At 67.7% G+C, this 16,233-nt stretch carries 13 protein-coding genes and 1 pseudogene; 5 read left to right on the top strand and 9 right to left on the bottom strand.

The window, feature by feature from the left end; all coding sequences use genetic code 11:
* Window positions 1-396 precede the first annotated feature (396 nt).
* A pseudogene (locus ACGFJ7_RS40955) lies at window positions 397-615 on the top strand (amino acid transporter); the annotation flags it as partial.
* Between the two features lie 432 nt (window positions 616-1,047).
* On the opposite strand, the gene ACGFJ7_RS40950 reads toward ACGFJ7_RS40955, so the two are convergent.
* Window positions 1,048-1,677, bottom strand: coding sequence for a hypothetical protein (locus ACGFJ7_RS40950; protein ID WP_360256815.1), 630 nt, complete (start codon window positions 1,675-1,677; stop codon window positions 1,048-1,050).
* A gap of 603 nt (window positions 1,678-2,280) precedes the next feature.
* Here ACGFJ7_RS40950 and ACGFJ7_RS40945 point away from each other — a divergent pair.
* The 3 genes from ACGFJ7_RS40945 to ACGFJ7_RS40935 all read left to right on the top strand — a co-directional run bounded on the left by ACGFJ7_RS40945 (window position 2,281) and on the right by ACGFJ7_RS40935 (window position 4,660).
* Window positions 2,281-3,096 (top strand): chitosanase, encoded by an 816-nt coding sequence (locus ACGFJ7_RS40945; RefSeq protein ID WP_392647388.1) that lies wholly within the window; start codon window positions 2,281-2,283, stop codon window positions 3,094-3,096.
* 34 nt (window positions 3,097-3,130) lie between these two features.
* On the top strand, window positions 3,131-3,532 hold the full coding sequence (locus ACGFJ7_RS40940; RefSeq protein ID WP_360256819.1) for a peptidase inhibitor family I36 protein: 402 nt from the start codon (window positions 3,131-3,133) through the stop codon (window positions 3,530-3,532).
* Between the two features lie 732 nt (window positions 3,533-4,264).
* Complete coding sequence (locus ACGFJ7_RS40935; RefSeq protein WP_360256821.1) at window positions 4,265-4,660, top strand: ester cyclase; 396 nt, start codon at window positions 4,265-4,267, stop codon at window positions 4,658-4,660.
* 266 nt (window positions 4,661-4,926) lie between these two features.
* Here the strand turns inward: ACGFJ7_RS40935 and ACGFJ7_RS40930 are convergent, their stop codons facing one another.
* The 7 genes from ACGFJ7_RS40930 to ACGFJ7_RS40900 form a co-directional block, all read right to left on the bottom strand.
* Window positions 4,927-5,562: a GNAT family N-acetyltransferase gene (locus ACGFJ7_RS40930; protein ID WP_392647494.1), complete on the bottom strand. Its 636-nt coding sequence runs from the start codon at window positions 5,560-5,562 to the stop codon at window positions 4,927-4,929.
* Window positions 5,563-5,623: 61 nt separating this feature from the next.
* Window positions 5,624-7,081: an MFS transporter gene (locus tag ACGFJ7_RS40925; RefSeq protein ID WP_392647385.1), complete on the bottom strand. Its 1,458-nt coding sequence runs from the start codon at window positions 7,079-7,081 to the stop codon at window positions 5,624-5,626.
* 126 nt (window positions 7,082-7,207) lie between these two features.
* Window positions 7,208-8,860, bottom strand: coding sequence for a CocE/NonD family hydrolase (locus ACGFJ7_RS40920; RefSeq protein ID WP_392647384.1), 1,653 nt, complete (start codon window positions 8,858-8,860; stop codon window positions 7,208-7,210).
* A 397-nt stretch (window positions 8,861-9,257) separates the two neighbouring features.
* Window positions 9,258-10,277 carry a proline iminopeptidase-family hydrolase gene (locus ACGFJ7_RS40915; protein WP_392647381.1) on the bottom strand — a complete coding sequence of 340 codons (1,020 nt, stop codon included), beginning with the start codon at window positions 10,275-10,277 and terminating at the stop codon, window positions 9,258-9,260.
* 399 nt (window positions 10,278-10,676) lie between these two features.
* Window positions 10,677-11,993, bottom strand: coding sequence for an FAD-binding oxidoreductase (locus ACGFJ7_RS40910; RefSeq protein ID WP_392647378.1), 1,317 nt, complete (start codon window positions 11,991-11,993; stop codon window positions 10,677-10,679).
* Window positions 11,990-12,868, bottom strand: coding sequence for an LLM class flavin-dependent oxidoreductase (locus ACGFJ7_RS40905; RefSeq protein ID WP_392647375.1), 879 nt, complete (start codon window positions 12,866-12,868; stop codon window positions 11,990-11,992). Before ACGFJ7_RS40905 ends, ACGFJ7_RS40910 begins: the two co-directional genes overlap by 4 nt.
* 174 nt (window positions 12,869-13,042) lie before the next feature.
* Entirely contained in the window at window positions 13,043-14,188 is a 1,146-nt protein-coding gene (locus ACGFJ7_RS40900; RefSeq protein ID WP_360256838.1) for an endo-1,4-beta-xylanase, read from the bottom strand.
* Window positions 14,189-14,352: 164 nt separating this feature from the next.
* Between ACGFJ7_RS40900 and ACGFJ7_RS40895 the strand changes: the two genes are divergently transcribed.
* Window positions 14,353-15,279, top strand: a complete 927-nt coding sequence (locus ACGFJ7_RS40895; RefSeq protein WP_360256840.1) for an NADP-dependent oxidoreductase — start codon at window positions 14,353-14,355, stop codon at window positions 15,277-15,279.
* Window positions 15,280-15,286: 7 nt separating this feature from the next.
* Here the strand turns inward: ACGFJ7_RS40895 and ACGFJ7_RS40890 are convergent, their stop codons facing one another.
* On the bottom strand, window positions 15,287-16,183 hold the full coding sequence (locus ACGFJ7_RS40890; protein ID WP_360256842.1) for a GGDEF domain-containing protein: 897 nt from the start codon (window positions 16,181-16,183) through the stop codon (window positions 15,287-15,289).
* Window positions 16,184-16,233 lie beyond the last annotated feature (50 nt).

The following is a 16,233-nucleotide window of genomic DNA, read 5'->3' as shown; positions in this document are numbered from 1 at the left end:
GTGGCCGCGAACCCGTGGACAATTTCCTCCGGCCTTTGCGGACGCCGCTTCCGCCGCCGCGCTCCAGCTCCCTCGTTGCCCTGGTACGACGTGATGGGGCAGCGGCGGCAGAGGGAGAAGCGGCGGCGGACCGAGGAAACGCGCTCCGGAAGGCCAACGACGTCACGACCGCGCCGGGGGCAGCACCGTCTGCGAATGACTCACGGGACGGCGGAACAGCGGCGAAGGGCGCCGGTTCTGCCGGATCGGGTTCAGGCGTCGGTGGGCGGTTCGTGGTAGGAGCAGGTGACTCACAGTTCGGCGTCGCCGAACGGGACGTCGACGTACTTGCAGTGGTGGGGCCGGTCGGGCTGGTCCGGGTGCACTCGTGGGACGAAGAAGCGGCAGGTGAGGCACGCCGCACCCAACGCCATCGCCGCGATCCTGCTCGCCCTGCGCGATACCACCGGCGTACGCCCGCACTGTTACTTCGCCTGGGCCGAAGGCAGCCCACTCGTGCACATGATCCGCTACTTCCTGCTCGGCCGCGGCGACACCGCCCCCGTCGCCCGCGAGATCATCCGCGAACACGAAGCCGACCCGGACCGCCGCCCCGGCATCCACGTCGGCGCGTGACACCGGCGCCCGGCGCCTGCAGTTCGAGCTTCCGGACGGGCTGGCCGCGGTCACCGGCAAGGCCGCCGGGGCTTCGACCGGCGGAGCCCTGAACAGCAAGGACTCACAGCCAGTCAGGTCGGTCAAATCGGTCAGGTCGGCCACCTCGACGGCTTCGGCACAGATGCTCGGCTGACAGTGCCGAACTCACCTCGCGCGATGTAGCGGCAACTTCCCGGTAGCTCTTGACACTCGCAGCTTGGACTTGAAGGCGTGAACGCCAAGACCAAACGCATCATGCGCCAGATGCACGGCGGAGCCGGGTTCACCCTGCTCCGCCACCGCAGTCTTCTCAACTGACCTCACCCACCGCCACCACTGAAAGAGCACCAGTGCCTCTCATGGCACCGTCCGCCCCATCGGCAGAAATCGTTGGGCCGTCGTACGAACGTGTTACGGCCGGAGAGGAAGAGTTTCACCATTGAGGAGCTTCTTTCCCGCCTCGACCTTGGCTTCGTAGGCCGACGCCTTCTTCCACAACTTGGCCAGTTGCCGGGCATCGCCGAAGTCATAGCCGCGCGCGAAGAACGCGTCGACCATGGCCGCTTCTTCAGGTGTTTGACCGTCATAAACCTGCGAGGTCGGAGGGAACGGGAGGGGGCGCTTGTCAAGAAGCTGCTCGCCCGCCTCGATTTTAGTTGCGGTGATGTTCTCCGTCTTCCAGAGTACTGCCAGCCTGGCGGCATCGGCATAGTCGTATCCGGCGGCAGAGAACCGGGTGATCGCAACCCGGTCGGACTCGCTCAACCAATCCGGAAACCCCTTATCCGGACTCGGCTCAGCCTGCGCGGCCACCGTGACCGCACCAGCCGCCGACATCGGTTGATCGTTGTGACCATGGAGGTACGAGGCACCGGCGAACAGGCTGGCGCCGATCACCACACCGGCCGTTGACCGCAGGAACACCTGACGGCGCCGGTACCTGCCGGCCAAGGACTCGACCTTTGCCGTTAATGCCAAGACGTCATAGTTGGTGTGCTCGTACGCGGCCATTGCGTCGCTGAGCCGGTGGTCGTGTTCCACTGTTGCTCCTTGAGAGTCATCCATCCGTCTCAAAATGGTGGACGGGTACGCCCGAACTGTCGTCAGCCCTCAGCGGATCGACTTCCGAGCGCTACGTCTCTATGACTCCTGCCGCACGGCGGTTGTGCACACGCTCGACCAACTTTCTTGGCTGCGTCCGCCTCTGGGCTCGGTTCAACAGTCAACACCGCTACCACGGCGAATCAGCACAGTGCCACCACAGGCAGGAGGGCCGCCGGGTAGGAGCCGACCGCGCTGCTGGCGGCACAAGCAGATGTGGTTCGTCCGCACGGAGGGCCGCGGTGGGTCACTCTCGGCAAAGCCTGCCGCAGCCGAAAGTACCAGCAACACGGCCACCCAAGAAATCACGCGCCCTCGCCGGCGCATCGATAATGGACCGAAACGGAGAAGGCGCGGCAAAGTTCATTGCATATCGAAGATAAGGATGTGAAATTTCCCGCCCGCGAAATATTCTCAAGAACGTCTTAAGTTGCTTTCTCTTTCATAGTCATCAGTGCTTCGATCTGCCGGACACCCGTCCCGGCAGTTTCGGAGGCTTCTTCAGCAATGCGCGCCCCCCGCAAGGTGATCAGCGTAATCGCCGTGGCTACCGTCGCCATCGGCCTCCCCGTAACAGTCCGCTTCACGGCCGAGGCCGCCACGAGCCCGTCTCGGGCTCGGGCCGTTCAGGTCACGGGAAGCGTCGGCCTGGACGATCCGGCGAAGAAGGAAATCGCGATGGAAATTGTTTCCAGCGCGGAAAACTCGTCGCTCAACTGGAAGGCGCAGTATGCCTACATCGAGGACATCGGCGACGGCCGCGGCTACACCGCGGGTATCATCGGCTTCTGCTCCGGCACCGGCGACATGCTCGAGGTCGTCCGACTGTACGAGCTTCGAAAGCCGGGTAACGTGCTGTCGCCATTCCTGCCCGCCCTTGAGAAGGTCGATGGCACCGCTTCTCATGCGGGTCTAGGGAGCAAGTTGGTCAACGCGTGGCGGACGGCGGCCAAGGATCCGGTCTTCCAGCAAGCGCAGAACGAGGAAAGGGACGCCGTTTACTTCGACCCTTCGGTCGCGCAGGCCAAGGCCGACGGGCTCCGAGCGCTCGGCCAGTTCATCTACTACGACGCCATCGTCATGCACGGTCCGGGCGACGACGGATCGAGCTTCGGGGGAATTCGCAAAGCGGCTCTCAAGCAGGCTCAATCGCCGGCGCAGGGCGGCGACGAGGTCGCCTACCTCAATGCTTTCCTGGACGCCCGCAAGAAGGTCATGCGGCAGGAAGAAGCCCACGCCGAGACCGGCCGCATCGACACCGAGCAGCGGGTCTTTCTGCGCGCGGGAAACCTTGACCTTGATCCGCCGCTGAAGTGGGCGGTCTACGGCGCCGACGACACCTACGAGATCAGCGGCTAATTATCTTGGCAAGCAGGAAAGGACTGTTCCAGTCATGAACCGAATCAGGCGGCGAACGGCAGTACTCGGAGCCGTAGCCCTAGGCGCCCTCGGAGTAGGCGCTGTCGTTGCCTCACCAGCCCAAGCCGTGACCCCGTGCAACAATCGGCTGTGTTACGACGAAAACGCTGGCTATGAGGGCGCATCCGGACAACACAGCTCGGCCGACATAGTCAACCTGGGACCTTATTTCGATGGCTGGCAATGGCGCCCCGCCGGCTATCTGAACGACAAGATCTCCTCCATCCGAAATCACGATTCTGTCTCATGGTGCTTCTGGGAGAACGTGAACGCCACGGGCAATAAGTACCAGGTATACCCGGGCTGGGACGTGCCTCAGGTCCCCGCCTACATCAACGACAAGATCTCCTACGCCACCCGAGGTAACTGTTGGTAAATAGCCGGTAGCGGTGCCTTTTGAACAGCACAGCGACGTTCCGGGGTTGGGGCATCGAATCTTGGCCGACTGCTGTCTTGCCGGCAGCCCCGTCCTATGTCGACTGCAGTGCACCCGCCCCTGCCGTGGCCTGCACCGTCACGGTGAAAAAGGCTCAATGCGGCATGTCAGTTGCTGCGCCGTCGGTTCCGCGTCTGGTGATGGTGCGCGTCTGCGGATTTGACGCGCTCGTCGATGTCGCTGGCTGGTCATATCCAGCGGACCCGGATGGTGTCGCCGACGGCGCAAGGCTCGCCCAACGTCGAGATCGGACGGCAGGTCGGGAGGAGCAAGCAGCCGGTGATCGCCTAGCGAGCTCGATACGAGACCGGAGGGATCAACGCGCTCGCCGATCTGCCTCGTTCGGGCCGGCCAGGCGATCATCGACGAATCCGAGCTGATCATCTCGACGCTGGACCCGCGCCCGAGGCGTTCGGGGCGCGGCTACTCTCGGATCACCTGGCCCACGGCGGGATACCGGTCAGCATCGCAGAGGTCGCCCGGATGTGGCGCGCTACGCCCGTCGAAGGCAGCCCATGGCCGTGATACCACGGCATTCTTCATGCTCGGTGACCCCACACACCCGGTTTGAACGAACCGGCAACACTCCCGTCAATAGGAACGGAAGCGCCGAAGCCGGGCCTGATCCAGGTCCGTGCCCAGGTAGCGAATCTCCTAAGAAGGCGGTACACCATGGATCCGAAGACCGTTCTGCAGCAGTTCTGGGCCGACTTCGAGGAAGGCGACCTGGACCGCACCTGGGACACCTACGTCTCCCCCGACCTGATCATCCACCCGTCCTCCGGGTTCGAACTCACCCGTACGACGTGGCTGGCCGCCGAGAAGGGGTTGTTCAACTCCTTCGACAACATCCGAGTGCAGGTCCTCGACCAGGTCCGCGAGGGGGACAAGGTGGCGACCCGATTCGCCGTCACCGGCACCCAGAAGGCCGAATTCTTCGGTGTTCCGTCCACCGGCAGGACGGCCACGATGACCGGCACCACCGTCGACGTCGTCCGTGACGGGCGCATCGTCGAGCACTGGGCCGAGGTCGGAATCTCGCACTTCCTGCAGCAGCTGGCCGCCTGAGCCGCTGATCCATCACGTGAAGCTCGACTCCGGATGACCTCGAGCTTCACGTCGGTCCGCACGCGACCCACGGTGGCGACCGCTGGAGACAGCCCGGCGGCCGCCACCGGGTCCCCAGCGTCTCTCGGCGGGGCCGCCTCGGCCTTGCCGGAATGCTCGAGTGGCGCCTCGCCGTACCCGGCGCCTTGGTTTAAGAGGCAAAGCCTGTTCGACTGTACGGTGTTCTCATCGGTTCGCTTCGACATGACCGGCGACACGCACCCTGGTCAGGCCGACCGCCTTGTGAACAGCCCGGCCGACCTCCATGTCCGCAGCAACGCGGGCGGGCGCGACCTGTGACTGTCCACGGTGACTCTGGGAGAAGGCAGCCACTGCCCGTGGTCCGCTGTCTCCGGCACGCGCCGGCGTCGAAGTTCGAAGTGCCGTTGACCGCTGGTAACCCACGAACGTACCGACCAATCGTCCGATCGGTTCCCTTCCCGGCCGATCGAGCGAACCAAGGCGTGACAACCCACGTTCACAGCGTCGGCCACTGCCTCGAGGTGAGTGATCCCCGCCGCCTCGACCTGGTCCAGCAGGCCGTTGACGACCAACCGGCCGACGCCACGCCGCTGCCAGCGGTCCGCCACCAGGACGGCGAGATCGCCCGGCTGCGAAGAGTCGGCCGGCCACGCGCACTCGGCCATGCCGATCAGCTTGCCGTCGACGAAGGCCACGTGACCCAGCCAGCTCCGGCTGGAAGACACCGGGCGGCGCAGCCGGGCGAGGTAGACCGGCGGCAGCCGGGTGTTGCCGGTCAGGAACCGACTGGTCAGCGTGCTCACGGAGAAGGAGGACTCGGCCTCTTGGAGACGCTGCAGATCGCCCTCGGCCCAAGGTCTCGCGTAGATGTGTGGCCCCATGTTGTTGCAGACGCGGCGGCCGTCCGGCAGTTCATCGGCACCGCGGGTGCTGGGCGTCATATCATGCGCTGGTCAATGCCAGAGGCGTATGGGGTGCCGCTGACCGGACATGGACCTGAGGGGTCAGGGCCGAGGCGATCGCGCTGGCGACGGCGAATGCCGCGGCTACCAGCAGGCCCCACTGGAACCCGCCGACCAGCGCCTCGGTAGTGGTGGCCCCGTCGCCGAGCAGGGCGGTGACGTGCCCGGAGGACACGGTCGTCACCACGGCGACGCCCACGGCGCCGCCGACCTGACGACCGGTGTTGATCACCCCGGAGGCTGTCGCGGCCAGGTCGGGTGATACGTCAGCGACGGCGACGATCTGGCCGACGGTCAGGGTGCCCACGACACCCACCCCGAACAGGGCCAGGCCCGGCATCATGGTGAGGGTGTAGCTGCTGTCAGCGTCCGCGCGTGACAGCAGCACCAGCCCGGCCGCGGCCAGGACCGAGGTCCCCACCTGGACCGGCTTGGTTCCGAAGCGGCTCACCAGGCGGGCGGCGAGGATGGCACCCACGATGCCGGTGATGCCCATCGGCAACAGCCGCAGCCCGGCTCCGAGCGCTGAATAGTGCCTTACCTGCTGGAAGAAGATCGACGCCAGGAAGAACAGGATCAGGAACGCGCCGCCGTTGAGGGTCAGCGCGATCGTCGAGCCGCTCATCGTCCGGGTACGGAACAAGGAGAGAGGCACCAGCGGCCCGGCCGACCGCTGCTCGACCCAGGCGAACAGAGCGAGCAACAGGGCTCCCCCGCCCAGCAGGCCGATCACCTCGACCGACAGCCATCCCGACGCGTCCGACCGGATGACGCCGAGCACGACGAGGAGCAACCCCGCCGTGCTCAACAACGCCCCGGCGATGTCGAAGCTCCGCTTCGCCTCGCTCGCTGCCCGGCTTTCGGCCAGCAGCAGGACCGTCGCAGCCATGACGATCGCGATGATCGGCACGTTGACCAGAAAGATCCAGCGCCACGACCACTGGTCGACCAGGACTCCGCCGAGGATGGCACCGAAGGTCCCGCCCAGCCCGGCCAGGGCGCCCCAGATGCTCAGGGCGAGGGCTCGCCGCCGGCCGTGGGGGAACAGCAGAGTCACCATGCCGAACGCCGCCGGCGACAGCAGCGCGCCACCGAGGGCCTGCACCCCGCGCAGCGCGATGAGCTGCGCGGGAGTGGAGGCCAGCCCGGCGAGCAGCGAGGCGAGCCCGAACAGCAGCAGACCGGCCAGGAAGATCCGGCGCCGCCCTAGTAGATCGGCCAAACGACCGCCGAGCAGCAGGAAGCCTCCGAAGACGAGGGCATAGGCGCTGACGACCCACTGGAGCGCCGCAGTCGACGAGAACCCGAGCTCCTCGATGCCGGGCAGGGCGATGTTCACGATCGTGACGTCGAGCAGAACCATGAACTGGGCGATGGCCAGAACCATCAACTGGACCCAGGGCCGGTCGCGGACGCGGTCTTTCCATGACGTGGGCACGTCTGATCAGACGGTTCGCCGGGTCCGAGGTTCGTTCCCGGCCAGCGGAGATTCCCTTGAGTATCCGCCTCGCTCACGGGCTGGTTTCGTCAAGCGGGTGACGGACAGTGATGTGTCGACGGGCGATCAAAGAGCCGAGCGACCTCCGACCAGGGGCAGCTCCACGCGGCTGGCCGTCGGCACTACGGAAATGCGGGTGCCGGGCAGCGGCCGCAGCGTGTAGTCATGATCAGTGGAGATGACCACCAGACCGATCTGATGACCGGCCTGGAACACGTAATCCTTCGGCTGCAGGTTCCATCGCAGACGGTAGCGTTGCCCGGCGACCACGGGCTGGGAGATCTGTGCCGAAATCCGGTTCCGCGGGTCCATCCAGCCGCGCGATACCACCACGGGCGCGGATCCGCCGGGTCCGAAATCGACCAGCAGCGCGGTCAGGTTGGCGGCGGTGCGGTTGTCGATGCTCGCGGTCAGCGTCACATACGGGGTACCACTGAGCCGTGCGGGCTTGGTCAGGGGCGGACGGCGATAGATGAGCCGATGCGCCGCCGACGGATCGGCGATCAGTGCCTCCGCCGTCACGGTGCGGCCGTTGTCGGTGAAGGTGTCGACGCGGTTCGGGCCGGTGGCCAGTGGGACGGTGACCGGCTTCGACCCGGGCACCGGCCAGCTGGTCGCCCGCTCGGTCACGGTGGCGTTCGCGTCTTCGAAGGTCACCGGCGGCTCGCGGTCCACACCATTGTCGACGCCGTAGAGGTAGTGCTCATGCCAGCGGTCCACGGTTTCCCAGAAGTCCGAAGACCTGGCGACGCCGTGACCGCCGTCGTAGAGCCAAAGCTTCCGATCGACGCCGGCGCGGCCGAGCGCCTCCCAGAAGCGGATGCCCTGTTGAGTTTTGACGTTCCAGTCACGTAATCCTTGGACAACGAGGACAGCAGCCTTGATCTGACCGGCCCGCGCCGCATAGTCGCGTTCCGCCCACACCGGGGAATAGTCGCCGGAGACGCGGTCCTGCTCAGCTTCGAGCCGATCCATGGCTGCCGCGCAGGCCTCGGGGTGCTCGCGGGTCAGCACCGCCCTGGCCATGATGTCCAGGTCCTCGCCCTGGTAGTTGCCCGGCGCGACGACCAGTCCGTTGGCGCGGTAGTAGTCGTACCAGCTCGTGACCGCCGACATCGGGATGATCGCCTTCAGCGCCGACCGCCCGGTGACCGCAGCGGCGATGGGCAGGGTGCCGTCGTACGATGCGCCCCACATGGCGACCGACCGAGCCGACCAGGTAGCTCGAACGATCTTGCCGGCGGCGTCGTAGGCCCGTCCCTTGCCGTCGAGCCAGTCGATCACCGCCATGGTGGCGGCGGTCTCGTCCTTGCCTCCGGCATCGGGGCACCCGGTCGACCCCGCAGTGCCGAGACTGTCCATGATGATCGAAGCGTAGCTTCGGGCAACGAGATGGCTTCTGATGCTGACGCGGTCGTCATGCCGCCGGCGTTCGGTGCCCGAGGCGGAGCTCTGCTGCGGCAGGCTGCCGACGTCGACGTTGTGGTAGGGCACGTCCAGAAAGCCGCCGTAGTACGGCGACGCGTCGATGATCGAGGCGACCTTCTGACCGGCCCGATCCGTCTCGACGGGGCGGATGATGTTCAAGTGCACCCGGTCGGGCCGGTGGTCGTTGTCGCTGTCCAGCGGCGCCTCGACCCAGACATCCTCGACGATCGGTTCATCGTCGGCGGCCGGCCGGCCCGGGCCGGCCGGCACCGCCGACGCGGGTGACGACACCCCCAGGACACACACTGTCGCCGCCGCGAGCGCGGACGCGGTGCGGGATACGATCCTCAAACTTCTCTCCTCAGTAGAGCGTGCTCTCCTCTAGGACGCTCCTGATGACCTCGCCGTTGAGCTCGCATTCCCATCAATCGGCATTCTTGTTCCCTGGGGTGAGGCCGGCGCTGCCTCAGGTCGGGCGGCCGGGGATCCCGAAAACGGCCGCCCGCCCGCGCCCGCGCGTGTGGCCGAGCCACGTGGCTGGCCGATCGAGACGTCCACCGCCAAGCCAGTGGGCCGAAGGGCGAACCGCCGCCGCCCTTTGACCCCCAGCCACCGCTCACGTTGCGCTACGTGTATTGCACCGCGCCCGCCTTGACCACCTCGATCAAGCCCTTCACGTCGTCGCGAATCAGCAGTGTTTGTCCTGGCGACGCAGATAAGAACGTAGGGTTGCGATGTAGGCGCGCTCGTCTTCGAGCCAGGCGAAGTGGGCGGTGTTGGCGAACTCGGCCCGCTCGGAATGGGGCAGCCTGTTCTCGAGGCCGTCGAGGCATCGCACTTCGAACTCGTCGAAACGGCCACGGGTCAACAGGAACGGCAGCTTCAGCTCGCGCAGCCGGGACGTGCGGTTCCACGGAGCCAGGTTGCCGGTGACCACGAATTCGTTGGGCCCGTTCATGGTCGCGTAGACCTGGTTGCCGTCAAGATTGGCAATGGTCCGCAACAGGGCGTCCGGCAACTCCTTGCCCCGGTACAGGAAGTTGTCGTAGAAGACCTGCACCGCGGCCAGATACTCAGGTGCGGTGTAATCGCCACGAGCTTCGTAATAGTCCAACGTCCGCTGAGTTTCCCGCGGAAGCGTCGCCCGCAGCCGCTTGGTCCCGGCGACGAATTCCGCCGTGCTGCCGGACGTGCTGGCCAGCACCCCGCTGACCACACCACGCGGACGGCGCAGAAGGTACTCGATGGCCAGCCAGCCGCCGAACGAATGCCCGAACAGGTGCACCTTCCCCAGCCCCAGGGCGGAGCGTACGGCGGCAACCTCCGCGACGGATCGCTCGAGTGTCCACAGCGCCGGATCGTTCGGTTTGTCCGACCGTCCGCAGCCCAGATGGTCGTAGAAGATCACCTGCCGGTCGTCGCCCAAGGAAGCCAGCGGCTCCAGATAGTCGTGACCCGCTCCCGGCCCGCCGTGCAGCGTCAACAGTGGCACTCCGCGACCGGTGCCGACGACGTTGACCCACACCTTGCCACCGGGGACAGCGATCATCCGCTCCCCCGGTTCGAGCGGCCGGGAGCCGCTTCCGCCGGCGAGGGCCGGTTGCGCGGCGGCGGTGGTCGCGGCCACGCCCATACCGGCCGCCGCCAGCCCTAATCCGCTCTTCAGCAGAAGTCGGCGGTTGATTGCATTACCGTCGGCATTTGTCATCAGTTCTCCGATGGTCGGCCCGGAAAGAGGCGAGTGAAGACACGCCTTCGACCTCGTACGACGAAAGCGGCCCGGTTGAGTTCAGCCGCACCGGCGCGAATTCATCGGCAGGGCCCTGGACCAGCGCCGATAGGTGACATCGCCTATTCGCGTGCGGTGACCGCTGGTTGCCTCCAGCGGCGTATTGCGGAAAATCCTCCGGCATCAGCGTCACGTTGTAGCGGACGAGATTGTCCATTGCCTTCGCGTATTTCTCCGGCCTCCAGGCGGGAGACTGCTCGCCGTCGCGGGGTTCGTCCCCGATCTCGACGAGTGCCGCCGGCGAGCCATCGGCGGGCCGGTCAGCCGGCACCGTCCGTCAGGCCGCGAGATCGGACGGAAACCGGGGTGAGTACTCCTCTACGACAACTCGGCCGGGTACAAGGCTGAACGGAAGATGCCGTCCGGGTCGTAGCGCCGCCATAGCGCCAGGACGCGGTCGCCGGTGGCGCCGGGGTAGAAGCGGCGGAAGGCCGCCGCGTCGAGGCGGCTCTCGAAATTCGCGTACGCGCCCCGCGTATGTGCGCCGACCGGACGCCAGATGCGGTCGAGTGCCGTCCGGTCGCCGGGTGCGAAGACCGTGCCGACCACCAGCACGGTCGCGTCCCGGTGGGCGTAAGCGGTGGCGTCCGCGGCCACGTCGTTGACGGCGCCGCCGACCGATCGCAACTGCATCAACGCCGGATGCGGTCCGGTCACGGCCGCGGTGACGGCCTGGGCGGCGTTCGGGGTCATGGTGGGCAGCAGGCCGTTGGTGGTGTTGGCCGGCTGCTGGCCGAGGTTCGGATGCAGGTGGGCGGGTGACACCAAGGCCGCGTACGGAGCGCGTTGAGTGCTCTCATCGAGCAACGCGCCGATCTTCAGCAGTGGCGTGACGGCCCGGCGCATACGCCCGGCGTCCGTCCCGGCGTACACGGCGGTCAGCGACAGGATCGCCTGCCGGCCGTGGGACATGAGCATGGCCGCCGTACTGAGTTGACGGGGCGCCCGGGCCAGGTGCTCCGCCCATCGGGTCAGCGTGCTCCCGTCCCGGGCGACCGCCAGGGTCAGCTGGGCGACCGTGATGTCGCTCAGCTCGGTGGCCTCGATCTCGAACGCGGTGACGATGCCCACGCCGGCGCCGGCGCCGCGTACGGCCCAGAACAGGTCGGGCTCGTGCTCGGCGTCGGTGCGCACGACGCGTCCGTCAGCGAGCACCACCTCGGCCGCCCGGATGTGGTCGATCGTCAGACCGTAGTCGCGGACCAGCCAGCCCACGCCGCCCGCGGTGGCGAGGCCACCGACGCCCACGTTGCCGTGGTCGCCGGAGCTGATCGCCAGCCCGGCCGGACTGAGGGCCTGGGCCACCTCGGCCCACCGCGCTCCGGCGCCGACGCGCACCAGCCGGGCCCGGCGGTCGAGGACGCGTACCTGGTTGAGCCCGGACAGGTCGATGACCACGCCGCCGTCGTTCGAGGAGCGCCCCGACATGCCGTGTCCCCCACTGCGCACAGCGATCGGCAGGCCGCTGTCGCGGGCGTACCGCAACGCGACAACCACATCGGCGGTACTCTGCGGCAGCACCACCATCGCGGGTCGTGACACTTTGGTGTAGGTGGAGCGCAGGAGCCGGTAGCGCGGGTCGGACGGCAGCACAACCTTGCCGTCCAGCTCCTTCGGAAGAGTCGCCGGCGTCATCGGGCCACCCGCTCCCGCACGGCCGGGACGACCTCGCCGGCGAACAGCTCGAGCTGAGACTGTGATTCCGCGACCGGCCAAAAGATGAACGTGTCGAAACCCAGGCGGGTGGACCAGTCGGCCAGCGTGTCGGCCCACTGCTCGACACCGCCGGACAGGCCCGGTACACCCCGGGCCGGCCCGATCATGCCGATCACGTTGTAGACGCGCCTGATCGTCGCGGGGTCGCGGCCCGCCGCCCGGGCCGCCTCATCGATGATCTTCTGCTTGGCCGGCACCTCGTCCGGCTTCACGTAGATGTTCAGCGGCGAGATCCAGCCGTCGGCGTATCCGCCGGTCACGGCCAGCATCCGCGGACCTTGAGCGCCGAGCCACACCGGCACCGGCACGGCCGCGGCGGGCCCGGCCTGATAGCCCTCGATCCGGTGCTGCGCACCGTGCAGGCGCACGAAGTCGCCGGCCAGCGCCGGCTGCAGCACCTGCAAGGCCTCTTCGGTGTAGGTCACCATGTCGCGGTTGCTCCGGCGGGTGCCGCCCATGGCCGCGATGCCGTCGGCGAACGCGCCGCCGCCGACGCCCAAGGCCAGCCGACCGTGATGCAGCCTGTTGAAGGTGAGCGCAGCCTTGGCGAGCATGGCCGGAGGCCGCAGCTGCATATCGGCGACGTCGGTCATGAACCCGATCCGCCGGGTCTGCCCGGCCAGATGGGTCAGCCAGGTCCAGCTGTCGAGGTGACCGGCCTGGTAGGGATGATCCTGCACGGCCAGGTAGTCGAGTCCGGCCTCTTCAGCGGCCGAGGCCAGCCGTGCCGAGTCGTTGGCATGCGCCACGTCCGGGTCGAGACTCAACCCGAAGCGGAGAGGGTTCTTTGGCATGTCGACAACAGTCTTCGATGGTCCGCGTTTCGCCAACATGGCCATTAGTAACTTACAAAAAAGTAAGTGGAGATAAGCGGTTCACCGACTTCCAGCGCGACGAGCCGACCGCGCGCGACCAGCGGAGCATCGGCCGCCGCCGCCGGCTGCGCGCCGGCGGCAGCGGTCGTGTGCTCAGCGGCGCGGGGCGCCGGAGGCGAGTGCCAGGTCCTGCTGCAAGACGTCGTACTGGCCCTTCGGGTTCAGCTGCTCGTCGTAGATCAGGGCGGCGCCCTCCTGCGGGTCGGTGAACCAGCCGGGCACCCACGAGTAGGCGTCGCCGAATCCCCACGGCGTGAACGAGATGCAGGCGCGAACGGCCAGGCACGCCTTGAGCGTGCGGGACCAGTAGCTTTCCTGCGCGTACGGGGCGAGCGCGTCCACCGGCTCGTTGACGGCGTCGGGCTTGGTCTGCGTACGGACGTCCACCTCGGTCAGGGCGACCTTCAGCTTGAGGTCGGCGAAGCGCTCAAGGTTGTTCGTGAGGTCGGGGTAGCCGTACTGGGTGGAGAGGTGACCCTGGAATCCGACGCCATGGATCGGCACGCGCTGCGCCTGGAGCGAGCGCACCATCGCGTACACGGCGTCGCTCTTCACTCCGGTGAACTCGAGGTTGTAGTCGTTGTAGAACAGCAGGGCCTTGGGGTCGGCCTGATGCGCCCAACGGAACGCGTCGGCGATGTAGCCGGTGCCGCCCCACGCCTTGTACCAGATCGTCTGGCGGGGCTGGCCGTTGTCGTCGAACGCCTCGTTGACCACGTCCCACTGCCAGATGTCGCCCCTGAAGTGGCGCGCCTGGTCGAAGATGTGCTTCTTCAGTGCGGCCTTCACCTCGTCGTTCGACAAGGTGGTCGTGTAGCCGTCGGAGGACAGCCACGCCGGCAGCTGGTTGTGCCAGACGAGCGTGTGGCCGCGTACCAACTGCTTGTTCTTCTTCGCGAAGGCGACGACCTGGTCGGCCTTCTCCCACGTGTAGGTCCCGCGGACGGCTTCCACCTCGGCCCACTTCATCGCGTTCTCCGGGGTGATCGAGGAGAACTGCTCCGCGGCGATCCGCGTGTATTTCGCGTCGGTGCCCAGCAGATCCGGGTTCACGGCCGTGCCGACGCGCAGGCCCACGCCGGCGGCGAGCGCGCGGAGCGAATCGGCCGGGTACGACGGAGGTGGCGATGGTTTCGCGGTCGGCGGCACGGCACCGGCCGGCGACGAGCCGGCCAAAGTCAGCTGTCCGCCCAGCACCACCGCGGCGCTGACAACAGAAAGGACAAGTCGAAGACGCACCGGAACTCCTTGCGACGAGGACGATCAGGGTCCGAAACTTCCGGAAACATTCCGGAAGTAATTACTGGAATCTATGCGTGCCTCCTCAGGCGGTCAAGAGTTCCGCTCCCGATTCGCAACAGAGCGTGATGTCGTCCCGTGCGCTGACGGTCTAGAGTGGACGCGTGCTGGGAGTCGTCGCGGCCGCGCTTGGCGGGCCTGAGGTGTTGCAGGTGACCGAGTTGCCCGAGCCCGAGGCGGGGCCGGCGCAGGTGGTGGTCCGGATCCGCGCGGTCTGCGTCCACCCGGCTGACGTCGCCGCCACCACCGGAGAGATCCCTCTCGGGCCGGATGTGCCGCCGTTCTCGCCCGGGTGGGACATCGCCGGTGAGGTGGTGTCGGTCGGCCCCGGCCCGGCGGACCTCGAGGTCGGTGATCGGGTCGCCGGGATGATCCCGTGGTACACGACCCGGGGTGTGCCGGGCGGCTATGCCGAGTTCGTGGCCGCCGACACGGACTGGCTGGTGCGGTTGCCGGACGGGCTGGACTTCGTGTCCGCGGCCACCGTGCCGCTCAACGCCCAGACCGCACACCAGGGGCTCTCCCTGGTGTCATTGGCGATGCTCCCGGCCGGCAGCAGCATTCTGGTCACCGGGGCGAGCGGCGGTGTCGGCGGCTTCGCCACCCAGCTCGCCGTGCAGCGCGGCTACCGTGTCTTCGCGCAGGCCAGTCACGACGATGAGCAGTGGGTGCGCGAGCTCGGCGCGCACGAGGTCGTTCCCCGTTCCGTCGAGCTGTCCGCGGTGGGGCCGGTGGCCGCGGTGTTCGACGCGGTCCCCCTCGGCGAGGTGGCGGCCGCCGCCGTCGAGGACAGGGGGGTCGTGGTCGTGACCCGGCCCACGCCGGGCTTCGTTCCGGCCCGCGGTGTGCGCCAGGAGCTGCAACTCATCCGGCTCGACCGCGAGCTGCTGGCCGCGCTCGTGGGGCAGGTGGCGGCGGGACAGCTGCGCACGCGGGTCGCGGACACGATGCCGTTGACCGAGGCGGCCGAGGCTCACCGGCGGGTGCTGGCCGGCGGACTGCGCGGAAAGCTCGTGCTGACGGTGGGCTGACGCCCGATCACCGGTAGAGGGGCGAATTCTGGTCCAGGTACGGATCGGTGTCGGCCCGGATCGTCAGACAACTCGTGGGGATCGTGTCGACCATCGTGCCGGCGCCGTTCGGGCATCGGTAGCGAACCAGGGCCGCCCATTCGCAGGCGCTCTCGACGACTCCCGCCCGCCGGGCGCCACTGCGGTGCACCCAAACCGGGTCGCCCGGCCGGCACGCCACCGCGGGTTCCGGGGCGGCCGGCCCGTACGTCTCGGTGTGGTCGCCGTTCTCGCCGGCCACGACCCAGGTGATGCCGGTCCTGCCGGCGGCTTTCATGTGGCGCTTGGCGCTGAACATCGCCCGGTCGGCGCGGCGCAGCAGGTCGGTGAGGTCGGTCGAGCGGCCGGCCGGGACGACGCCGATCGAGGCGGTGACGGACAGCGCCTGTCCCCGGACGTCCATCGGGGGTGCGATCGCCGCGCTCAGCGCACCGGCCACGTCGTGCCACCACGTCTCCGGGACGTCGGCGTGCGGGGCGCGCGGCAGGGCGGCGAACTCGTCACCGCCGAGCCGGGCCACCAGATGCTCGCCGAGGCACGTGGCCATGCGCTGGGCGATCACGCGGAGGACCTCGTCGCCGGCATCGTGCCCGTACGTGTCGTTGATCGGCTTGAAGCCGTTGAGGTCGAGGATCACGACGGCCGGCGAGCAGTCGCCACCGCGCAACAGGTCCGGCGCGAGCGCGTGGAAGAGGCGGCGGTTGGCGAGCCCGGTGAGCTCGTCGTGGCCGGCCATCCATCGCAGCGAGGCGCGCTCCTGCTCCAACTGCTGGACGTGGGCCGCGAGCTGATCGATGCGGGCCTGGAGGCGGGCGACGTCGGGCACACCGCCCGTCTCGGCGGCTACCGGATCGAGGATCCGCATCGGCCGTCCTCTCAGAACTGCGGCGGACCAGAGGGAAGCGAGGGATCGCC

This window comes from Actinoplanes sp. NPDC048988, from assembly GCF_043197815.1.
In the GTDB taxonomy this organism is placed as follows: Bacteria; Actinomycetota; Actinomycetes; order Mycobacteriales; family Micromonosporaceae; genus Actinoplanes.
The sequence above is the reverse complement of the archived record's forward strand: the minus strand, read 5'-3'. Positions and strand labels throughout refer to the sequence as shown.

Bases quoted from the DNA above. Each gene is read 5' to 3' on its own strand.
- ACGFJ7_RS40940 (WP_360256819.1), top strand. From the start codon at position 3,131: ATGAACCGAATCAGGCGGCGAACGGCAGTACTCGGAGCCGTAGCCCTA.
- ACGFJ7_RS40935 (WP_360256821.1), top strand. From the start codon at position 4,265: ATGGATCCGAAGACCGTTCTGCAGCAGTTCTGGGCCGACTTCGAGGAA.
- ACGFJ7_RS40930 (WP_392647494.1), bottom strand. From the start codon at position 5,562: ATGGGGCCACACATCTACGCGAGACCTTGGGCCGAGGGCGATCTGCAG.
- ACGFJ7_RS40915 (WP_392647381.1), bottom strand. From the start codon at position 10,277: ATGACAAATGCCGACGGTAATGCAATCAACCGCCGACTTCTGCTGAAG.
- ACGFJ7_RS40910 (WP_392647378.1), bottom strand. From the start codon at position 11,993: ATGACGCCGGCGACTCTTCCGAAGGAGCTGGACGGCAAGGTTGTGCTG.
- ACGFJ7_RS40905 (WP_392647375.1), bottom strand. From the start codon at position 12,868: ATGCCAAAGAACCCTCTCCGCTTCGGGTTGAGTCTCGACCCGGACGTG.
- ACGFJ7_RS40890 (WP_360256842.1), bottom strand. From the start codon at position 16,183: ATGCGGATCCTCGATCCGGTAGCCGCCGAGACGGGCGGTGTGCCCGAC.